Source organism: Stieleria maiorica, from assembly GCF_008035925.1.
In the GTDB taxonomy this organism is placed as follows: domain Bacteria; phylum Planctomycetota; class Planctomycetia; order Pirellulales; family Pirellulaceae; genus Stieleria; species Stieleria maiorica.
In genome coordinates this window covers 8,614,176-8,633,132 of sequence record NZ_CP036264.1, presented here as the reverse complement: position 1 = coordinate 8,633,132, position 18,957 = coordinate 8,614,176, and the positions used below count along the sequence as shown (strand labels likewise).

The following is an 18,957-nucleotide window of genomic DNA, read 5'->3' as shown; positions in this document are numbered from 1 at the left end:
ATCCAGGATCGTCGATCGCAGAAACAAGCGCCGCGCCCCTGCCAGCGGGAAGCGTCAGCGAGCGGCCCGTGAACCAGCCCCCTCCTCGTTCCCAGGCTCCTGCCTGGGAACGCACTTCCGGAGAGGCTCCTGCCTCGCGGGAACCGAAGGCGGAGCCTTCCTCCAATCCCGTTCCAAGGCGGAGCCCTGGAACGAGAAGTACGAGCCCGAAGCGCAAGCGAATGCCCCCTCGTTCCCAGGCTCCTGCCTGGGAACGCACCTCCGGAGAGGCTCCAGCCTCGCGGGAACCGAAGGCGGAGCCTTCCGCCAATCCCGTTCCAAGGCGGAGCCCTGGAACGAGAAGTACGAGCCCGAATCGCAAGCGAATGCCCCCTCGTTCCCAGGCTCCTGCCTGGGAACGCACCTCCGGAGAGGCTCCAGCCTCGCGGGAACCGAAGGCGGAGCCTTCCGCCAACTCCCGTTCCAAGGCGGAGCCCTGGAACGAGAAGTACGAGCCCGAATCGCAAGCGAATGCCCCCTCGTTCCCGGGCTCCTGCCTGGGAACGCACCTCCTGAGAGGCTCCAGCCTCGCGGGAACCGAAGGCGGAGCCTTCCGCCAACTCCCGTTCCAAGGCGGAGCCCTGGAACGAGAAGTACGAGCCCGAAGCGCAAGCGAATGCCCCCTCGTTCCCGGGCTCCTGCCTGGGAACGCACTTCCGGAGAGGCNCCAGCCTCGCGGGAACCGAAGGCGGAGCCTTCCGCCAATCCCCGTTCCAAGGCGGAGCCCTGGAACGAGAAGTACGAGCCCGAAGCGCAAGCGAATGCCCCCTCGTTCCCAGGCTCCTGCCTGGGAACGCACCTCCGGAGAGGCTCCAGCCTCGCGGGAACCGAAGGCGGAGCCTTCCGCCAATTCCCGTTCCAAGGCGGAGCCCTGGAACGAGAAGTACGAGCCCGAAGCGCAAGCGAATGCCCCCTCGTTCCCAGGCTCCTGCCTGGGAACGCACCTCCGGCGAGGCTCCAGCCTCGCAGGAACCGAAAGCGGAGCCTTCCGCCAATCCCGTTCCAAGGCGGAGCCCTGGAACGAGAAGTAGGACCGCGAGCGGCACGTTACCCGTCAGCCACCCTCACGCTCCGGTCTGAACGACCGGTTGGGTGTGACGGTCACTGCACAAGACGACCAGCAGATTGGAAACCAGCGCCGCCCGTTGGGAGGCATCAAGTTCGACGATGTTGTCGCGATTGAGATGCTCCAGCGCCATCTCCACCATCCCGACGGCGCCGTCGACGATCTTGGTCCGAGCGGCGACGACGGCGGAGGCTTGTTGTCGCTGCAACATCGCGGCGGCGATCTCCGGCGCGTAAGCCAAGTGGCTGATCCGCGCTTCCAAGACCTGTACCCCGGCCTTCTCCAGTCGATCCTGGATGTCTTCGCGCAGCCGGTCACAGATTTCGTCCGTGCTGCCACGCAAGGACTGTTCGTCGTCCCGACTGTCGTACGGATAGCGTGTCGCCAAACTCCGCAGCGCGGCCTCGCTCTGGACTTCGACGAAGTTCTCAAAGTCATCGACTTCGAACAACGCCTCTGCCGTGTCGACGACCTTCCACACCACCACTGCGGAGATTTCAATCGGGTTTCCATCTCGGTCGTTGACCTTGGACGGTTTTCCCGGCGTCCGCGTCTTCGCCTGGGTCACAACGCCTTCCTTGTTCTTCGTTTCCGGTTTGGTCGAAGAACCGGTTTCGAAATTGCGAACACGTAAGCTGACTTTCTTTTTGCTATAGAAGGGATTGACCCAAACGAAACCCGATCGCTTGACCGTGCCTTTGTATTGGCCGAACAGCAATAAGACTCGGGAGTTGTTCGGCGCGATGGCCATCAATCCGAATAACGTGGCGATCCCGGTGATCAACATCAACACGCCGACCGGGACCAAGAGAGGCGCCAACGGTGCGTTAATCGCTCCGGCGACAACGCAGCAGGGTGCCGTGACGATCAAACCGATTCCAAAGAACAACGGTCCCCAACCGGGAATCGCCTCAACGACCCTTTCATGGTGATGGCTCCCGTCGGGCTTGGGAGTGCCGGGCAGGGCAGTACTGGTCATCGTTTTTCCTCATTTGTCTGCTAAGAGTATTGCTGTACGGCGTCAAATGGAACTAGTTCCGAAATCGACGGATCCAGGGCGCGCGGTGTCCTGGTTAAATGCCACGTTGCCGATCGATCTAAACTATGATCGGGACTGAGACTGAGATGCGCCCCAACCTGTGACTCCTCATCAACGGAACTACTCAATGAGCCAATCGGCTGACAATCACGACCACCAAGCCCGGACCGCGCTGCCCAATCAGGTGTCATCAGGCGATCAACGAAAGCAGGCGATCGCACAATTTGTCACGACCATCCGCAATCCCGAAGCTCAGGTCGGACAGCACATCATTGAGGCGCTCCAGCACCAAGACACGGTCGCAGTGCTGACCACCGTCGCACTCGGTGCAGACGGCCAGCAACGTGTCATTTCGGTGGCCCTGGACCCGGAACGTATGACGCAGGTCCAGGAGATCCTGACTGCCGCCGAAGCCGAGCGTGACGCCGAAGAACCCTGTATCGGATTTCATTGTCTGATCAAACCGAAACGTTAACGTTACAATAGTTCGGTTGATCCGAACCGGTCGCTGAGACCAGACGAGCGGCTTTTTTTCTTAAGGGTGGCGGCGATGTCCCGTGACACTGCGATACAACTGATCAGGGGGTGGGGGTTCGCCGGCCTTTTGGTGACCTGCGTTGCATGGTCGCGACCGATCGTCGCTCAGGTACAGGTACCAGCCCAACCGCCCACCGATGCGAAGAAGAACGGCCAACCACCGGAAAAAGGCACCGCAGAAAAAGACCTTGCAGACAAGGCCAAATTCATCGCCGCCCTCGATGACATCGAATCGCAGATCGTCGAACAAGAGCGGTACGGTGAATACGGAACCGCCGCGGTGATGAAGTATGTCCAGGAGTTGGAAAGGGAATACTTTGCCAACGAGGATGCACTGGCAAGGTTGGATGAATCGGAGGTCGCCGCCATTGGAAGGCGCCGCCAGGATTTGACGGCCCGACGTCAACACCTTGCGCTACTCCTGTGGCAACTCAAACGAACCGGATCGCAAATCGGTCACCCCGGATTTGACAGCCGCAAACTGACGACACAAACGCACAAGTTACTCAGCGAGCACCGCAGCGTGATGCGTGACGCGAACCTGATGAAGCGTTTTCAATCGATCACGCGGCGACTGTCACTACTCTCTCGCCAACGGATCACGAACAGTCAACTTCAATACAACTTTCACTTCGTGCATCCCACCCGGCCCACCTCCGATCGGAATGTCATCCCGATTCCAGGCCCAGTCCCTCCCGATGGCGCTGCCGATGGCGATTTCCCCGATGGTCCGATTCAAACCCTGCGTCAACCGATCGGCAATCTGATCGGACTCCGCTGGCATGATGGCCGCCTGAGTTGGGATGAAGCTCATTGGGAAACCCCGTTCGCCGGGTTCGATTTGAAAACCATTCAGCTGCAAATCAACACCGAACTGGAAAAGCGCGGCATCAACGTCCCTGAACAGGATCGCATCGTTGCGCAGCGGAACCAACGTTTGTTCGACACGCCACGACCGATTCTGTTGTTTCAAGACTTGCAACAGATCGCCGCGAATGGGAAGCCGCCCAGCCGCTCGTATTCCACCAGCGGCACTTCGGCGCGCAGCCGGTTTACCGTCGGCGACATCGAAGCATCGATCGCCACTTCACCGCAAAAGCGTGAGTTCACGATCCGTGAAGACTCCGGCCCAAGTCGGACGTTGGCTGTCCGCAGTGAAAATGACAGAAGCTTGCGGATCAGTCTGATCGGGGAACACATTCTGCTGCTCGATCAATACCCCGATGGCTCGGTCCGCTGGGTCAGTATCGGCGACGATGTGATCAGCGAAAAAGCAAGCTCCTTTGCCAAGCTGTACGCCCAGCACCCCGAACGCATTGAAAGCGAATTGTTCTCTCGGCTTCGACATTGCGGAGTTGACACGCCGCTGCAACGATTTGATCGTCAACTGGTTTCTCGGGTCATGGATCAAATCAAGGGCGTCGATCAACCAACCCGACAGCGATTCGCCCACTTGGTCACTCAAATCGATAGCGGCAATTTTGCCGACCGGCAAAAGGCCTACCGTGAACTGTCCGACAATATCGAATCCTTTTCGACGCTACTGCTTCGAACCAGCGACGAAGATGGCCGGTCGGCCGAAGCGACCGCGCGGCTGGCGGAACTGCGAAAGCAATCGGGCGAGCGATTCCTTGAATTGGATCGACTGATTGAATCGACCGGATGGCTGAACGACCCGCGTTATTTGATCGGGTTAGGCCAGCGCGTCCGCGACGACCAATCCGATCTGATCGCCCAACGATTGGAATCGGTCACCGGCCAATCCTTCGGCGACGATTGGCAACGCTGGCAACGTTGGATTGCGGGGCGATAAAACGGCTGAGATTCGTTTGACATCAGCCGGTTCGCGGTATTGCGCTTTCAGCCTGTCGACCTAATAAGCCGACGGCGCTAGCCGCGGGCCCCATGATGACAACCTTGCCCGTGGAGGCCCGTGGCTAGTGCCATCGGCTCACGATTGTTCCGGTTGCGATTCAATCAACAGGCCGCCTCACCGGCCGGGCCAGTATTCCCACCAGGCTTGGAACAAACGCAACTGATCGAGGGCATAGCGTTCTTGCGACGGGCTCAACCGATCGGTTTCCAGCGCGGGTCGGCGATAGATCGGATCGATGGTTTCCGAAGCGATCAATCGGTAGTAGAGCGTCAGATCGGGGCCTTCATCGTATTTCGACAACACCGCCAAGGCTTCGTCCAGCTCTTTCGCGTACCGTCGTGCTTCGCAATCGCCTTCGGCCGCGCGGCGGCACAGGTCGACCAAGTGCAACACTTCACCGGGCAAACAGTTCCCGATTCCGGTGATCGCGCCCTGTGCGCCACAACGCAAGAATCCGAAATACACCTGCGTGTCGACGCCGACCAACAGCAATCCGCCGTCTTCGGACGACGTGATGTGCTCGGCGGCGTATTGAAGCGATGCGGCGCCACCGAACTCTTTGAACCCGACCAGGTTCGGATAGTCACGGCGAAGCTGTCCATACAGCCCCGCTTTGGTTTGGTATCCGTAGTAGGGGCTGTTGTAGATCACCGCCGGCAACTGCGGGGCGGCAGAAAGCACGCGGGCAAAATGGTCCGCCTGGGCGGCTTCGGATATGCCGCGTGAGAGCAAGCGTGGAATCACCATTAAACCGGCCGCCCCGACGTCGGCTGCATGCGCGGCATGCTGGGCGGCAACCATCGGACTTTGCGATCCCGTCCCCACCACCACCTTCAGCCCCGCGCCAACCAGACGGGCGACCCCTTCGCGACGTTGGTCATCGGTCAACAACGGCCAATCCCCCATCGATCCGCAGTACACGACGCCCGTCATTCCGGCATCGACCAGATTGGATGCGTGACGCACCATGGCATCGAATTCCGGTCGACCGTCGTCGCCGATCGGGGTCATGATCGCCGGCAGACAACCGCGAAACACACTGTCATCAATGTCCGAGGCCGATTGAGTTGCTGTGGTCATCGCTTTTTTCTGTTCCTGGAAAAATCGTCGGGTGTCAAAGGAGTGATTGGTGTGAAATTCATCATTGTGACCGTTGGAATCGATCGACGCGATACGGCGACGGATCGATGTGTGGTGGGCCTCCGCGCACCAATTCGGATACCAACTGTCCGGTCGCGGGGCCGGTCGCGACGCCGATCATCCCGTTGCCGGCGGCGACCCATGCGTTGGCCGCTCGCCGCGACGGACCGATGCACGGCAATCCGTCAGGCATCATCGGCCGCCAGCCCGCCCACGATTGCTCCGTCGCATCGGGCAGTTCCACACGCAGGTGCCGCCGTGCCGAGCGTTTGAGCAGCTCGATCCGCGCGGCGGGGACCGAACGATCAAACCCGGTCAACTGCATCGTCGAACCGATCCGAAACGAATCGCCCAGCGGCGTGACCGCGACATGATCGTCCTCGAAGATCAGCGGCGTCTCGGGCATCCCCGTCGCGTCGGCGTACGTGACCGAATAGCCCTTGCCCGGGATCACGGGAATACGGCAGCCCAGTTCCCGTCCCCATTTCGACGCCTCCGCGCCGGTCGCCAGAACGAAGGCATCCGCCGAGAGGGTTTCGCCCCGCGTCGTTGTGACCGACGCCAATGCGGCGCCGCTGAACTGCATCGACTCGATCTCCGTCTGCTCGCGGATCATCCCACCGCCCTGCTCGATCTCATGGCGCAGTTGATTCAACAACTCACTCGGAGACAGATGCGCATCATCGGGAAAATGCCAACCGCCGGCCAAGGACTCCCGCAGCGTCGGTTCCAGCTGCAACACATCATCTCCGTCATAGCGATCCAGACGAAGTCCGAAGTCGCGACGCAGCTGTGCCGCGGGTTCTTCATAGGCTTCGAAATCACGCTCCGATCGATACACCAACAACAAGCCGCGCTGCTGCCACTTGATATCCGCCGCGTTGCGGTCGGCAAAGGTCTGGTATTGGGTTCGCGACGATTGGAGCAAGGCGTGTCGCGCCGTCGAGGCATGTCGAAAATCGTTCGCGTTGCAGTGTTTCGCGAAACAAGCCAGCCACCGCCACAGCGTCGGATCCCAGCGTGGCGTGATCGACAACGCACCGCCGGTTCGTGCCATCATGCGGATTCCATTGGCCACCGCTCCCGGGGCGCACAACGGATGCACGTGACTGGGGCAAATGTAGCCGCAGTTGCCGCTCGACGCCCCGCTGCCGATCCGATCTCGCTCCACCAGCGTGACCGCGCATCCGGCATTTGTCAGGTGCCATGCGGTCCAACATCCGATGATGCCGCCGCCGATGATGATCACATCCGATCGCGCGCTCATGGGCACTGTTCTCCGATCCCGAACCGCAAATCATCATCGGGATCGAACACTTGACGTGTTTCGGCGATCACATGGGCTCGCCCTCGGATCGTGACGTGGACATGCTCTTCTTCATATTGGTACGACGCGACGAACCGGCTTCCGGTGATCGATTCCTGCACCCAATCGACTCCGGGTTCCAGCGTCCCTTGAGCTGCCAAGCAGGCCAGTTTGGCCGACGTGCCGGTACCACAGGGCGAGCGGTCGTAGTGACCGCCGGGACACAACACAAAATTGCGACATCCGACCGGATCGCTCGCGCGACGATCATCGGTGGCGTCTGAGAGTGAGCAGTACATTTCGACGTGGTCGATCAGCGCGCCGCTTTCGCCGCGGATCTCGTGCTGGTCCAGTGCGTCACGAATCTGCTGGGCGCGGTGCATCAGCTCCGCGACCGGTCCATTGCGCACCGATTCGTCGTGCGTCAAAAAAAACCAATTCCCGCCATAGGCGATCTCGCCGGTCACACGGCGACCGTCACGACACTCCAGCGACACGTCCTGGCGATAACATCGGCTGGGTACACCGGTGAATCGGACGTCGCGATCGGGTAACAAGGTTGCCTGGACCATGCCGGCGGGCGTCGCGAATTGATAGGTGCCCGGCAGGATCGCTCCCTGATGGCGGAGCGCTTCGACGACACCGATCAATCCGTGCCCGCACATCCCGAGGTAGCCGACGTTGTTAAAAAACACGATGCATCCCGTCCGCGACACGTCATCTGGCGGCGCAACGACGGCTCCGACAGCATACTCGGTCCCCCGAGGCTCGCGGGTCAGCGCCTTGCGAACCCAATCGCTAGCCCCGCGCAGCTGTCGCAGCCAGTGTTCGGGGCTGCGATCGGAAAGCCCGAGATCAGAAAGCCCGAGATCGGCGGCCGACACGATGCGTGTGATCTCACCGCCTGTGTGGGTGTCTAGAACAGAAAAGGAATCGAGCATAGGCTGAAACGTGTGGGAACACCGCGACGGTTTCCGGCGTCAGGAAACAGATGTTTTTCCGCGGTCGCGTTCGGGCGACAACCACTATAGTGGGTTGCCAGAGGCGCGAATTGACATCACGAAGCAGCGGGAGTCAAAATTGCGCACACCTAATTCGGCATGCTCCGACGACCCCAGACGGTCACTCTCTCAGTTGCTGGCCGATCCGTTCGTCAGCGAAGCGGTCTTTGACCATCTGACCGACATCGTTTACTTCGTCAAAGACCGCCTGGGACGCTACGTCGTCGTCAACGAGACCCTGGTCCAACGCAGCGGTGCGAGCCGAAAAAGCGACTTGATCGGCAAGACGTCTGAAGAAGTTTTTCAGGGCAAGATCGGAAGTGGTTTCTTGGAACAGGACCTGTCCGTCATCCAAACGCAACAGCCCTTGATCGACGAATTGGAACGCCATGTTTATCCGTCGAATGTCACGGGCTGGTGTCTGACCACCAAGTTACCCCTCAAGGGCGCCGACGGATCCGTCGTCGGGGTCGTGGGGATTTCACGCGACCTTCAGTCACCGGGCGAGGACGCGAGCGATCTGAATCAGCTAGCCGACACTGTCGACCACATCAAAAGCCACTTGGAAACTCCGTTGCGAACGGCCGAACTGGCCGAGCGGGTCGGCATGTCCTCCTATCAACTCGACCGACGCTGCCGTGAGGTCTACGGAATCTCTTCCTCACAGCTGGTCTTGCAGTTGCGGATGAGCGCCGCAGCGGCCAAGCTACGTCAGACGGACGATCCGATCGTCTCCATCGCGCTCGCGGCCGGCTATAGCGACCAAAGCGCGTTCACACGCCAATTCCGACGCACCTTCGGTGTCTCGCCCGGAAAATTTCGCGCCCAACAATCAAACTGATGAAGTACTTTGCTTTCGTCCTCGCGACCACGCTACTTTCGACGTCCATTTCCCATGCCGTTGAATCCGCGTCCAGGCCGGCCGACGCGACACTACGCGCGCTGATGGATCGCGTTTGGGAATTTGAGCTCGACGAGTACCCGCTGCTGGCGACCGATGTCGGCGATCCGCGTGGGCAAGACCGGCTGGCCAGCAACACCGCCGCCGATTTCGAGCGTCGTGACCAGGCCCGCGCCGAATTCCTACGATCGCTCGACGCGATCGATCTCCAGTCGCTCGATGCCGAAGACCAAGTCGACGTCGACCTGCTGCGTCGCAAACTGGAAACCGAGCGAACCGATTACCGGCTGGGTTTGCACCTGATGCCGATCAACAACCGCGAAGGATTCCACATCGGATTGCCCGAGTTGCCGCGGCAGATGAATCCCGATTCACGCCAGGATTTTGAAAACTACATCGCACGGCTGAACCAGTTTCCGCGTTATGTTCAGGAACAAATCGCACTTTTGCGTCGCGGCGTCGAAGCCGGTTTGACGCAACCGGCCATCATCATGCGTGACAGCGTTCGGCAAGCCCGCGCCCATGTGGTGGACGATCCCGAGAAGTCGCTGTTCCTGACGAATCTGGCCGAAGAATCGATCGCCAAATTGTCCGAGGAGGACTGGAAACAGCTGCGCCCGACATTGATCGATGCGATCGAAAACAGCGTCATCCCCGCCTTCCGGGCCTTCGCGGAGTTTTTGGACCAAACCTACGTGCCGGCCTGTCGCGGTGGCATCGCCGCACGATCCCTGCCCGGCGGCCGGGAACTGTATCAGGCCCAGATCCGCAAGTTCACGACGTTGTCGATGACACCGGATGAATTGCACCAGACCGGGATTCGTGAGAACGCACGGATTCGATCCCAGATGATCGCGATCAAAGAACGCGTGAACTTTGACGGTGACCTGCAAGCGTTTTTGGCGCACTTGCGGACCGATCCGAAGTTTTATCCCAAGACCAAAGAAGAACTGCTCAAGGAAGTCGCCTACATTTTGAAACAAGTCGACGGCCGGCTTCCGACACTCTTCGGCAAGCTGCCTCGAACACCTTATGGGATCCGAGAAGTCCCCGATTATGTCGCGCCCCAAACGACATCGGCCTATTACTGGCCTCCCGCAACCGACGGATCGCGGGGCGGTTTCTATTACGTCAACACGTACAACCTGTCCGCCCGTCCGCTGTACCAACTCGAGGCGCTGTCATTCCACGAAGCGGTCCCCGGCCACCATCTGCAACTCGCACTGCAAGCCGAATTGGAAGGGCTGCACCCGATCCGAAAACAGAGCAACTTCACGGCGTTCATCGAGGGCTGGGCGTTGTACAGCGAAAAACTGGGCGGTGAACTGGGATTCTACAAAGACCCCTACCAGGAGTTTGGTCGATTGAGCATGGAAGCGTGGCGGGCGAGCCGGTTGGTGGTCGACACCGGCATCCACGCCAAAGGCTGGACGCGCCGGCAAGCGATCGCCTACATGCAGGAGAACACGGCGCTTTCAGAGCACAACATCGTCGCCGAAGTCGATCGCTATATCGGCTGGCCGGGACAAGCACTGGGATACAAGGTCGGTGAACTGTTCATCACGGAATTGCGGACACGCGCCGAAAACCAACTGGGCGACGCGTTCGACGTCCGCGAATTCCACGACGAAGTCCTCCGCTCCGGTTCGATCCCGTTGCCGGTCCTGGAACGCAAGATCCAAAGCTACATCGACCGAAAATCGCCTCCAACGACCGTCCTGCCTACGGCTGAGGCAAAACGTGACGAATCCAAGTGATCTGGCCGGTTGAGTAAGAGGTGGTCGGTGGAGGGGTGTACGACGTCCTTTCTAGTAGCGTCGTGCAGAGCCCCACGGGCGACGGGCCCGGAAGGGCCCTCGTACTCAGAGTGCGGTCGCCTAAAGGCTAAACACCAACGGGCTGCTCCACGTACGACGGCCCTTCCGGGCGGTCGCCTGTCGCTGCAAAGCAGCGAAGGGAATCCAGCGGACAACGGCCCTTCCGGGCGGTCGCCTGTCGCTGCAAAGTAGCGAGGGGAATCCAGCGTACGACGGCCCTTCCGGGCGGTCGCCTGTCGCTGCAAAGCAGCGAGGGGAATCCAGCGGACGACGGCCCGGAAGGGCCATCGTCCCCAGAGAGAAGCATCTCGCTAACGACTCACTTTCGCGTCACCAAACCCACGCCGACGATCGCGATTCCCATTCCGACGAAGTGCCACGGCGACGACGGTTCCCCCAGGACACCGATCGCTAACAGCATCGTCAGCACCGGCCCGACACTGCCGATCACAGCCGTCCGCGTCGCACCGATCCGCATGATCGCCTCGTTGATCATGAAACTGGGGATCAACGTGCAAACGATCGCCAACACAAATCCGTAGGCATAAACGACCGGCGATGCGCTGATCAATTGCGACACCTCACGGGTCGCCAAGAAGTGCAGACCGATAAATGCCGTCGATCCGATCATCGCCAAACTCGTAAATCGGCGACTGCCCATCATCGACATCGTCGGCTTGGCCAACAGGATATAGATCGCATAGCTGATCGCCGATCCGCTGACCAGCACCACGCCCCAGGTGACCTGCGTTCGATCTGCGACCAAGCGTTCTTGGCCATACATCATTGCGACGCCACAGTAGCACAACACGATCGATAGGATGATCCGCCGATGCAGGCTTTCACCCAGGAACAGCCAGGCCAGGATCGCGACGATCGCGGGATAAACAAACAGCGTCAACCGCTCCAATTGGGCGGTGATGTACTGCAAGCCGCTAAGATCCAAGTACGACGCCAGGTAATAGCCCAAGAATCCCAGGGCAATTGCCCGCATCATCAGCGACCGACCGATCGGCCGGGTCGACGGATCACGATGCACCTGCCACAGCACGCCGACATAAACCGGCAGCGCGAAAGCGAGCCGGATCACCAGCAACATCGTCGGCTCGGCCCCGGCGGCGAACGCCAATTTGATAAAGATTGATTTGAGCGCGAACAAAAACGTGCCCAAGACCGCCAATAAAACCCCCGACGCGAATCGGCTGGGAGGGTCATCGTCTGAGTCGTTCAATGGACGGGTCGCACGGCAGGGGGAAACGAGCAAGCAGGATCGGACATGATGATCCCTCTGGCTCGACAGCCCCACAGCGCCAAAGGTTCGCGCCTGGACACTCGGGTAGACGGTGGTGGACGACGCGCGGAGTCCTCGCGGCACGCAATCTGAATGGACTCGTCGCCTCGTCCACTACCCGCAAGTCAGCTCGTGGGAAACGCCGCCCGCCGGTCGATTACGCAAGTAAATCCGTGACGATCGTTCCATGCACATCGGTCAATCGAAAATCTCGCCCCGCGTGACGGAACGTCAGCTTTTCATGGTCCATGCCCAGCTGATGCAAGATCGTGGCGTGCAAGTCATGCACCTCCACCGGGTTTTCCACCGTGTACTTCCCGATCTCGTCGGTCACGCCATGCACGTGCCCGCCCTTGAATCCTCCGCCGGCCAGCCAGACGCTGAAACAGTCCCGGTGGTGCCCGCGTCCATTTTTGCCCTCTTTGGTTGGCGTGCGTCCGAACTCCGTCGCCCACAACACGATCGTGTCGTCCAACATGCCGCGTTGACGTAGATCCGTGATCAGCGCCGCGGTCGGCTGGTCGACGTTGTAGGCCAGATCCGCGTGCTCCTTCATCTCCCCATGTGAGTCCCAATTCGGTCGCGACCCGGTGTCGATCAATTCGATGAACCGAACGCCGCGTTCGGCCAATCGCCGCGCCACAAGACACTGCCAACCGAAATCCGCGCCGGGGCCTTTGACCTTGCGGTCCAGCCCGTACAACCGCCGAATGTGTTCTGGTTCCTGGTCAAGACCAAACGCTTCGGGCGCCGCCTGTTGCATCTGAAATGCCGTTTCGAACGACTTGATCCGAGCCGCCAAGGCGGTGTCGTGGGGACGCTGATCGGCGTGACGCCGATTGAATTGATCGACCAGATCGAATTCCAAATCCTGCAACCGCCCCGTCGCGTCGGGCGGGTTCAGGTTGGCGATCGGATCGTTTCCAGGCAACACACGCGTGCCTTGGTGGAACGCCGGCAAAAAATCACTCGCATAGACCTGGGTTCCTCCATAAGGCAAATGCGGCGCGATGACGATAAAGCTGGGTAGATTCTGGTTGAAAGTCCCCAGACCGTAGCTGATCCAGGATCCCATGCTCGGCCGTGCGAAGGTTGGGGACCCGGTGTGCATTCCGAGTGTGGCTTCGGAGTGGTCGAAGTGCGACGCCTTCATCGACCGAATCAAACAGACTTCATCCATCACGTCACGGACGTGCGGAAAGATGTCACTGACCATTGTCCCGCATTTCGGATCGGGTTTGGCACCGAACAGGTTGCCCATCAACCGGTCTTTTCCACTGCCGTCACGACCGCCCGCGGTCGATTTCGGATCGAAGGTGTCGATGTGCGAAACGCCACCGGTCGCGTAAATAAAAATCACGCGTTTGGCTTTCGCCGCGTGGTGCGTCGCCTTGGGTACCAGAGGATCCGACTCGCCTGCCAACAATTGCGAGACGATCCCCGGCATCAACAACGAACCACCGACCATCGATCGAAGCATCGTTCGTCGATTCGAACTCGAGTTCAACATCGCAAAGGAGCTCGTAGTAAATGAAAGGGGGGCATTCAATCCAAATACAAAAATTCATTCAAACGCAGCAAACTGCGCGTCAAGCTGGCCCACTTCTGCCGTTCCACATCGCTGCCGTCGCCGATCCGTGCGGCAACCTTATCCAAGTGCGCCAACAATTGCCGCGTCTCTTCGTTCGTCGGCGGTCGGCACAACAGGGTCCGAACGGCGAAGTCGATCCGCTTTTGAGGATCGCCGGAGTGGTGGATCACGGCTTCGGCAAATCGCGACGCCTGATCGTGCAGGAATTGATCATTGACAAAGTACAACGCCTGCAACGCAGTGATCGACTGGTCGCGGTTACTGGTACATGCATTCGGATCGGGACCGTCGAACGTTTGGTAGTACGTCCCAGCGGTCAACCGCTTGGTCATCAGGTAGACGCTACGTTTATTGCTGGGATAGTCGTCGTTGAACGGATGGTGCTGTGTGAATTTCCACTTCTCCCGGGGTGGAAATGGATAGGGGTCGGTCTGCGGCGAGACGTCCAAGGTACCGGCAATCATCATGACCGAATCACGAATCGATTCCGCATCCAACCGCTGGCGATTGAAACGCCAGTGCAGTGAATTGTTCGGATCACGGGCCAGGTTGTCGGAATGACCGGCGCTGGAGAGTGCATACGTGTGCGATGTCAGGATGCGTCGCTGCAAGTGTTTCAGCGACCAGCCGTTGTTCATGAAGTCCGTGGCAAGCCAATCGAGCAGGTCGGGGTGTGTGGGCGATTCACCACGCAACCCAAAATCGCTGGTGCTTGAAACGATCCCCGTTCCGAAGTGTCGTTGCCAGACTCGATTGACGATCACGCGTGCGGTCAGCGGATTTTGTGGATGCGTAATCCACTCGGCCAACTGCTTGCGACCGCTGGTCGAATCGGCCACGTCCGGATCGAGTTTCCAGCCCCCCAGAATTTCAGGAAACCCGCGCCGGACCTGAGCCCCTGGTCGCGTCGGTTCGCCTTTGATTTGAATCCGCGCATCGATCGCATCCGCATCCGCCACGGCATAGGCGCTGGGAATCTCCGGCAACGTTCGCAGGTGTGCGGCAAGTTTCTCACCAGCCTTTCGAGCCTGGATCAACATGCCGTCCAACTCCTCGCGCATCTTCCTCCGCTGCTCCAAACTGCAATCTTTTTCGCGCAGGGCGTTTTCTCTCGCTCGGGCCTCGCAGCGATCCAAATGCTTTTGCAACTCGGCGGCCAGCCGATCCGATTCGGGTTGGAATTCTTTCAGCCGTGCACGCGTTTCGGCCGAGTCCATCAAACTGACAAAATCGCGCTGCGTTTGGAACAATTCGATTCCCGGGAACGGGTACCGCGTGCTGGCAAAAATCCCGTACATCGCGTAATAGTCGCGTGCACTGATGGGATCGAATTTGTGATCGTGACAGCGGGCACACGCCAATGTCATCCCCATCATCGTGCGGCCGACGTTGTCGATGGTGTCTTCGATCGTCAGATGCCAGGGATAGCGTTCGATCAATGAACCGAACCGGCGGGCCATGGCCAGGTAACCGGTCGCGATCAGTTGTCGGTTTCGTTCCTCCAGGGTTGACGCGGGCAACAGGTCACCGGCGATTTGTTCGATCAAAAACTGATCGTATGGCAGGTCGTTGTTGAACGAATCAATGATGTAGTTGCGATACAAGAACGCTTGCGGAATCGGAAAGTCCGAATTGTCGCCGGCCGTATCGGCGTAGCGCACCCAGTCCATCCAGTGCCGCCCCCATCGTTGGCCGTAGGTGGGGCGGCTGAGTAAATCGTCGACCAGCTCGACCATCGCCTCGGCCCGGCCGACCTCCGCGACGCGTCCGCGAAACGCATCAACTTCCTGGATCGTCGGCGGCAATCCGGTCAGCCCGTACGTCGCACGGCGGATCAGATCGACCGGCGTGGCATCGCCGACGACGGCCAGCCCCGCTGCTTCGCGACGGGCTTGGACAAACCGGTCCAGGTCACCGGTCGGCCAAGCAAGCTCGCGCACCGCCGGCGGTGCAACGGCGCGAATCGGTTGAAACGCCCAATGGTCCGTTTCCGGAAACGAATGCTCGGATGACTCGTCCGCGGCCGGCCATTCCGCCCCCGATGCGATCCACCGACGCAGCAAGTCGATCTCCGCCTCCGAAAGCCGATCTCCATCGGGCGGCATCCGGTCGTCTTCGCTGCGTGATCGCACCCGCGCCAGCAGGCCGCTCCCTTCCGGCATCCCCGGGACAATCGCGGCGTGCCCCGAGTCCGCTTCGGCAAATGCCGCGGCCGATCGATCCAACCGCAGACCTCCGTTTTGCTCTTCCGCGCCGTGGCAATCGACGCAATGCCGATTCAGCAGCGGTTTGATCTGGTGAACGAAATCGATTCGCTCCTCCCCGAAGATGGGAATCGCAGTTAAACCAATCATGCCGGCGAAGAAGAGACGGATCATGGATTCACAATCGTCCAAGAGGCGGAGGAAAGATGGGAGAGCGGGCCCCATCAGTCTACCGGAAATAACGCCGCTTCACTCGGCCCCGCTTATCGTTTTGGCCATCTTTTTACCCGCGGCGATCACCGGGGCGATCCCGACGCCGCGTAAAGCATTGGTGACCAGATGCAGATGCGGAATCTGCACCATCGCGGTTTCGATCGTTTCGACGCGTTTGAGATGACCGACATGGTACTGGGGCATGGCGTCGTTCCACCGCACGACACGGGCGAGTGTTTCCCGACCGGTCATTCCGATCAGATCCGCGAGTTCCCCGCGAACCATGTCGACGATTTGTTCATCGGATTGCTGCAACAACTCCGGTTGCAACGCGCCACCAACAAACACACGAATGATCACATGATCTGCGGGACAGCGGATCGGATACTTGTGGCTTGCAAAACTGGCGGCCAGGATCTTGCGATTTTCGATTTGTGGGACGACAAATCCGAACTGGTGTGGCAACCGAGCGATCTGGGACTTGCGAACGCACAGCACTGCGATCGCGGTCGACGCGGACGGGATGGATGACAGCGCGTCGGCCGCGGTACGGCAAGGCGTTTGAATCGCGGCGGCATCGATCGAGCGAAGCAGGCTGGCCGATGCCGCCGCCGGCGCGGCCAAAATGACTTCGTCAAAGGATTCGGCCCCGCGATCGAAGCTCAATTCCCAGGGCTGCGAAACATCGTCGGTGTGGCGCAGGGCCGTGATCGGCGTATCGGTCTGAATCGATTCCTCTCCGATCGCCGCGGCAAGCGTGTCGATCAGTTGCTTCATGCCGTCGGGAAAGCCGCGAAACTTCTCGTACCGCGCGCCGGCACTGTTCCGCTCGGTCACGTCCTGGTTCTCGCGCCGCCGGGCCAACGTCGCCTGGGCCAGCGAACCGTGTTTTTTGACCATCGCGACCATCGGGGCCATCGTCGCGTTCATGCTCAGCTTTTCGATGTCGGCGGTGTAGATGCCTGCGACCAGCGGCCCGACCAGCCGATCCAGCACTTCACCGCCCATTCGATGGCGAACGAAATCTGCGACACTGACATCGTCGGCCACGGCGTTCGGAACGGCTTGCCCGCCGACGAACCGTTCGGCCAAAAATCGCAGCTTACCGGGGATCGACAACAGCGGCGTGGTCACCATCTGCCAAAGCTTCGTCGCCCGCATCAAGACGAAGCCGTCGGGAATGGGCACCAATTTGCCTCGGTGCACGATCATCGCCCCGGCGCGCGAGGTGTCGGGAACGATCAACTGGTCTTCGACTCCCAGATCACGACACAACTGAATCGCCGCGGGCGGCTCGGTCGCAAACATGTCGGCGCCGTGATCGATCACAAAGCAACCGTGCCCGGCCGATTCGATTCGCTCGGTATGGATCACTCCACCCAGACGCGACGACGATTCGTAAACCTTGATGCTCGCGCGGGGTGAGAATCGTTTCAAGTAGAACGCGGTGGCCAATCCCGACAGCCCACCACCGATCACCGCAATCCGTTTCGGAACCGAGGGTGACACCGACTCCGTCATCGCCGTTTCATTTCCGTCCTGCTGCGACAATCGACTAAAATCCATCCGTCGGCATGTTCATCTCCATTTGCATTTCCATCTCCATTTGCATGTCCATTTCCATCTGCATGTCGTAGTCGTCATAACCGTTCCCGTAGGAATTCATGCCGCGACGATTTCCGCCTCCGAAACGCTGCATTTGAGAGACCAGGGGAGCTGCCATGGCGAACCAGCCGTCCATCGCCGAGTGGAACTCACGGGCCGATTCGGCCGCCAGGGCAGGTTGCAAGATCGGGTCCAGCATCAACGGCACCATCTCCGCAGCCCCACCGGCCAACAGTGATCCGTCGGCGGTCCCGGCGAGTGTGTCTTCCCACGTCTTCATCGCTTCGGCCCATTTTTCGGCGTCGGATTCGGCCGGCATCCAGAGACCATCGACCGTAATGAAATTCATGCTCTGCTTGACGTCGCCGTAGCTGATTTCGACGGTCGCTTTACCGTCTTTCTCATCTTTGACCTCGTAGGATGCAGATTCGATCCCCAGCATTTCCATCTGCTCGTAGATCGATGCGATGTGCGGGGCCAGCCGCCCGTCCAATTCGAGCAACCAAGTCCGCAATGGGGTTGTCGACAATGCTTCCAACCGCAGTTGGTCCGGATCGATTCCGTCACGAAGCAGACCGCCGATCGACAACAGCAGCGATTTCAACGTGTCTCTGGCATCGGCATCGATCCCCTGCAACCGCGGGTGCGAGAAAACCCAGCGCTGACGTGTGACAATCAAGTCACCGACCGAGTGGACCGAACTCAAGACCTGACGCATTCCCTGCATGTCCAGCTTGGCGACACTCATCCGTAGCAACCGCTCCAGATCGTTCTGGTAATTCAGCGGCAGCGAGTCGAAGGCGGCGATCAGCCCGTGTCCGTTTTTGTTCTGCTGGTCCATCCATTCCAATTGCGCCAGCAACCCGCCGGTGGAGCTGAGTCGTTGGTAGGGCGGGGGTGTCGGGGGGGCAGGTAGCGGTGTCGGTGCCGGTGCGGCCGCCTCTTTGGCCTCGGCCTGAATCCGTTGTCGCAACTCGGCTCGTTTGCGCCGCTGTTCTTCGCCCAACCGGCGCGCTTGGATTCGACTATCGGCGATCAGATTGTCGACACTGACGGTCACGCGTCGCGGTCCGGGCAACTCCAACACCACGTTGTTGCCCCACAACCCGATGAAGTCCGCCTCCACCGTGCTCGATCCGTCCAAACTGGTCCATCGCTCGGCGGCGGAGGATTCACCGGCGGGTCCAAACAACCCGCTCCAGGCGGCCACCACGGCGGCGATTGCAACCCCAACGGTCACGCGGCGAAACGCCCCCTCGGTATGGCCCTCGGTATGGCCGGTTGTATGGCGGCGAGAATCAGTGCGGAGTGGCATTTTGAAACGTCTCGCG

Annotated in this window: 13 protein-coding genes; 4 read left to right on the top strand and 9 right to left on the bottom strand. The window is 60.0% G+C overall.

All coding sequences use genetic code 11. From position 1 onward, the window contains the following. Positions 1-1,103 precede the first annotated feature (1,103 nt). On the bottom strand, positions 1,104-2,084 hold the full coding sequence (locus tag Mal15_RS29265) for an SPFH domain-containing protein (protein ID WP_147870994.1): 981 nt from the start codon (positions 2,082-2,084) through the stop codon (positions 1,104-1,106). Positions 2,085-2,271: 187 nt separating this feature from the next. On the opposite strand from Mal15_RS29265, the gene Mal15_RS29260 reads away from it, so the two are divergent. Next, positions 2,272-2,619 (top strand): hypothetical protein, encoded by a 348-nt coding sequence (locus tag Mal15_RS29260; RefSeq protein ID WP_233903101.1) that lies wholly within the window; start codon positions 2,272-2,274, stop codon positions 2,617-2,619. A 75-nt stretch (positions 2,620-2,694) separates the two neighbouring features. Then, positions 2,695-4,494, top strand: a complete 1,800-nt coding sequence (locus tag Mal15_RS29255; RefSeq protein WP_147870993.1) for a hypothetical protein — start codon at positions 2,695-2,697, stop codon at positions 4,492-4,494. Positions 4,495-4,671: 177 nt separating this feature from the next. On the opposite strand, the gene Mal15_RS29250 is transcribed toward Mal15_RS29255, so the two are convergent. From Mal15_RS29250 to Mal15_RS29240, 3 genes are all read right to left on the bottom strand, one after another. Further along, positions 4,672-5,637, bottom strand: a complete 966-nt coding sequence (locus Mal15_RS29250; RefSeq protein ID WP_147870992.1) for a dihydrodipicolinate synthase family protein — start codon at positions 5,635-5,637, stop codon at positions 4,672-4,674. Positions 5,638-5,698: 61 nt separating this feature from the next. Beyond that, on the bottom strand, positions 5,699-6,964 hold the full coding sequence (locus tag Mal15_RS29245) for an NAD(P)/FAD-dependent oxidoreductase (protein WP_147870991.1): 1,266 nt from the start codon (positions 6,962-6,964) through the stop codon (positions 5,699-5,701). Continuing rightward, entirely contained in the window at positions 6,961-7,944 is a 984-nt protein-coding gene (locus Mal15_RS29240; protein WP_147870990.1) for a proline racemase family protein, read from the bottom strand. Before Mal15_RS29240 ends, Mal15_RS29245 begins: the two co-directional genes overlap by 4 nt. Positions 7,945-8,083: 139 nt before the next feature. Here Mal15_RS29240 and Mal15_RS29235 point away from each other — a divergent pair, with 139 nt between their 5' ends. Next, the gene (locus Mal15_RS29235) at positions 8,084-8,845 is read left to right on the top strand and encodes an AraC family transcriptional regulator (RefSeq protein WP_147870989.1); all 762 of its coding nucleotides are present in this window, start codon (positions 8,084-8,086) and stop codon (positions 8,843-8,845) included. Beyond that, positions 8,845-10,662, top strand: a complete 1,818-nt coding sequence (locus Mal15_RS29230) for a DUF885 domain-containing protein (protein ID WP_147870988.1) — start codon at positions 8,845-8,847, stop codon at positions 10,660-10,662. Before Mal15_RS29235 ends, Mal15_RS29230 begins: the two co-directional genes overlap by 1 nt. 379 nt (positions 10,663-11,041) lie before the next feature. Here the strand turns inward: Mal15_RS29230 and Mal15_RS29225 are convergent, their stop codons facing one another. From Mal15_RS29225 to Mal15_RS29205, 5 genes are all read right to left on the bottom strand, one after another. Further along, positions 11,042-11,953: a DMT family transporter gene (locus tag Mal15_RS29225; RefSeq protein WP_147870987.1), complete on the bottom strand. Its 912-nt coding sequence runs from the start codon at positions 11,951-11,953 to the stop codon at positions 11,042-11,044. Between the two features lie 217 nt (positions 11,954-12,170). Continuing rightward, the gene (locus Mal15_RS29220) at positions 12,171-13,493 is read right to left on the bottom strand and encodes a DUF1501 domain-containing protein (protein WP_233903100.1); all 1,323 of its coding nucleotides are present in this window, start codon (positions 13,491-13,493) and stop codon (positions 12,171-12,173) included. 65 nt (positions 13,494-13,558) lie between these two features. After that, a complete protein-coding gene (locus Mal15_RS29215; protein ID WP_167547115.1) occupies positions 13,559-15,982 on the bottom strand; it encodes a PSD1 and planctomycete cytochrome C domain-containing protein in 2,424 nt (807 codons plus the stop codon). Positions 15,983-16,057: 75 nt separating this feature from the next. Further along, positions 16,058-17,587 carry a protoporphyrinogen oxidase gene (gene hemG / locus Mal15_RS29210; RefSeq protein WP_315854277.1) on the bottom strand — a complete coding sequence of 510 codons (1,530 nt, stop codon included), beginning with the start codon at positions 17,585-17,587 and terminating at the stop codon, positions 16,058-16,060. Next, a complete protein-coding gene (locus tag Mal15_RS29205; RefSeq protein WP_147870985.1) occupies positions 17,577-18,941 on the bottom strand; it encodes a hypothetical protein in 1,365 nt (454 codons plus the stop codon). The genes hemG and Mal15_RS29205 overlap by 11 nt, the downstream gene beginning before the upstream one ends. Between the last annotated feature and the right edge of the window lie 16 nt (positions 18,942-18,957).